Raw genomic sequence first — 2,309 nt, 5'->3', positions numbered from 1 at the left:
GTCGTACTGGGTGACGTCACTCATGGTGAGGCCCTCGGGTTTTGTTTTTGTAATTTCAGTATAGGCTTCGGGTGCTAGTTTTTTGCTCCAAATTGACTAAGGTATTCCGACAGTATTGGGTTGTTTGAACTACAAGAATCGCTGACAAGAGAAACAACGCACCATGGCTGAACTCGACCGCATCGACCTGAAAATCCTCCGCGCCCTGGCCGACGACGGCCGCCTGAGCTGGCGCGATCTCGCCCAGAAGGTCGGCCTGTCGCTGACGCCGACGCTGCGCCGGGTACGCCGCCTGGAAGAGGAACACTACATCCAGGGCTACTTCGCCCGGCTCGACGAGGAGCGCCTGTCCGGGGCGATGAGCGTGTTCGTCTCGGTGTCCCTGGAAAAGCAGACCGGCGACTACCTCGCGCGCTTCGAGGAACGCATCGTCGATGCGCCGCAGGTCATGAGCTGTTTCCAGATGACCGGCGATGCGGACTACATGCTGCGGGTTGTGGTCAAGGATCTCGCCGCCTACCAGGCGTTCCTCACCAATACCCTGACCTGCATTCCCGGCGTGGCTGGCATCAAGTCGGCCTTCGCGCTGAAGTCGGTGATGCTGCGCTCGGCCCCGCCGCTCTAAGCATAGACCCTGTTTATCTGCGTAACGTTACGCTATTCTGATTGCGTAACGTTACGCAGATGGAGGCGTTCATGAAAGCCAGCAAACCCGGGCCCAAGCCGAGCGGCAAGGCCAAGTCGGCCGCCCAGCGGATGCGCGAATACCGCGCGCGCAAGGCCGAAGAGGCCCTCGGCGCCGAGCATTCCGACAAGGAGCGCGAGCGGCAGATCCGCCGTGAGGCGCGCGCCGAACTCGAACGCGTGAAGCTGGAGCAGCAGCGCCGCGAACACACCCTGCGCAAGGAACTGGAAGCCTGCCAGACCGAGATTGGCCGCCTGCTCGGCCTGCTGCGCCGGCACGGCATCGATCCGCACCCGGGCAACTGATCAGCCGGGCGTGTCGAGGAAGGCCAGCAGGGTCGCTTCCTCGGCACTCAGCCAGCGGCGCTTACGGGCGCGCCTGAGCTGGCCCAGTTGCCCGGCCTGGTAGGCCTCGATGATCGCCGGGTGGATGTAGCATTGCCGGCAGATCGCCACGCTGTTGCCCAATTCGGCGGCGACCTCCGCCACCACCGCGCCGAGCCCGTCGGCTTCGGCACGCCGCAGGCGCTCCAGCGCCAGCGCGCTGCCGGCCCAGGTACGGTAGTCCTTGGCGCTGAAATCCTCGCCGGTATGCCGGCGCAGGTACTCGTTGATGTCGTGGGAGCCGATGCGGTGCGGCTGGCCGTCCTCGTCCAGGTACTGCAACAGGTCCTGGCCGGGCAATTCCAGGCAGCGCCGCAGCACCCGCGCCAGGCGCGGATGCTCCAGGCTGACGTCGTGCTCGATGCCGCTCTTGCCCTTGAAGCGGAAACGGATGCGACTGCCGTTCACGTCGACGTGCCGGGTACGCAGGGTGGTCAGGCCGTAGGAGCGGTTGTCGCGGGCGTAGCGGTGGTTGCCGACGCGGATCAGGGTGGCGTCGAGCAGCGCAACCGCCAGGGCCACCACCTTGTCGCGACCGAGGCCGGGCAGGCGCAACTGGGCGTCGATGTGCCGGCGCAGCCGCGGCAGCGCCTGGCCGAAGCGCAGCAGGCGCTCGTACTTGTCGGCATCGCGTACCTCGCGCCAGCGCGGGTGGTAGCGGTACTGCTTGCGCCCACGGGCGTCGCGGCCGGTGGCCTGGAGATGGCCGTTGGGGTCGGGACAGATCCAGACCTCGCGATAGGCCGGCGGAATGGCTAGCTTGTCCAGCCGGCGGATCTCCTCGGCGTCGCCGATGCGCTGGCCGTCGGCATCGAAATAGACGAAGCGCTTGCCCTGCCGGCGTCGACGGATGCCCGGCTGGCGGTCGTCGACGTAGCAGAGGCCGGCGGGCAGGGCGGGGATATCCGGTGGCGCTGCGCTCATGCTTGGGTTCCGAAGGAAAGCTTGCCTGTTTAGGCCGCTGCGCCCGCTGGAACGTTCAACCGCGCTGCGCTTGCTCCTGCTCGTAGCCGAGGGCGCCGGCGATATGGCGGCCGGCGATGTAGCCGAAGGTCAGCGCCGGCCCCAGGTTGATGCCGCCGGAGGGATAGTGGCCGGCGAACAGGCTCGCCATGTCCGCGCCCGCCGCGTACAGGCCGGGGATCGGCTGGCCGCCGCCGTCCAGCACGCGGGCCTGGGCGTCGGTCTTCAGCCCGGCGAAGGTGCCGAAGCAGCCGGGCTCGACCTGCACCGCGTAGTAC

At 67.0% G+C, this 2,309-nt stretch carries 4 protein-coding genes; 2 read left to right on the top strand and 2 right to left on the bottom strand.

Annotated elements, in window-relative coordinates; genetic code table 11:
• Window positions 1-163: 163 nt before the first annotated feature.
• Both FFS27_RS31935 and FFS27_RS31930 read left to right on the top strand, forming a co-directional pair.
• A complete protein-coding gene (locus tag FFS27_RS31935; RefSeq protein WP_003089245.1) occupies window positions 164-625 on the top strand; it encodes an Lrp/AsnC family transcriptional regulator in 462 nt (153 codons plus the stop codon).
• Between the two features lie 71 nt (window positions 626-696).
• Window positions 697-990, top strand: coding sequence for an inner centromere protein (locus tag FFS27_RS31930; RefSeq protein ID WP_003113727.1), 294 nt, complete (start codon window positions 697-699; stop codon window positions 988-990).
• Here FFS27_RS31930 and FFS27_RS31925 read toward each other — a convergent pair whose 3' ends face one another.
• Both FFS27_RS31925 and FFS27_RS31920 read right to left on the bottom strand, forming a co-directional pair.
• On the bottom strand, window positions 991-1,992 hold the full coding sequence (locus FFS27_RS31925) for a DNA topoisomerase IB (RefSeq protein ID WP_003113726.1): 1,002 nt from the start codon (window positions 1,990-1,992) through the stop codon (window positions 991-993).
• Between the two features lie 55 nt (window positions 1,993-2,047).
• Window positions 2,048-2,309 (bottom strand): FAD-binding protein (locus tag FFS27_RS31920; RefSeq protein WP_137952510.1); only part of this gene is annotated, 262 nt, incomplete at its 5' end.

The organism is Pseudomonas sp. 2VD (genome assembly GCF_005503585.1).
Classification (GTDB): Bacteria; Pseudomonadota; Gammaproteobacteria; order Pseudomonadales; family Pseudomonadaceae; genus Pseudomonas; species Pseudomonas aeruginosa.
This window is presented reverse-complemented; position numbering and strand designations above follow the sequence as displayed.

Excerpts from the sequence above, each read along its gene's own strand:
- FFS27_RS31935 (WP_003089245.1), top strand. The coding sequence starts at position 164 with ATGGCTGAACTCGACCGCATCGACCTGAAAATCCTCCGCGCCCTGGCC.
- FFS27_RS31930 (WP_003113727.1), top strand. The coding sequence starts at position 697 with ATGAAAGCCAGCAAACCCGGGCCCAAGCCGAGCGGCAAGGCCAAGTCG.
- FFS27_RS31925 (WP_003113726.1), bottom strand. The coding sequence starts at position 1,992 with ATGAGCGCAGCGCCACCGGATATCCCCGCCCTGCCCGCCGGCCTCTGC.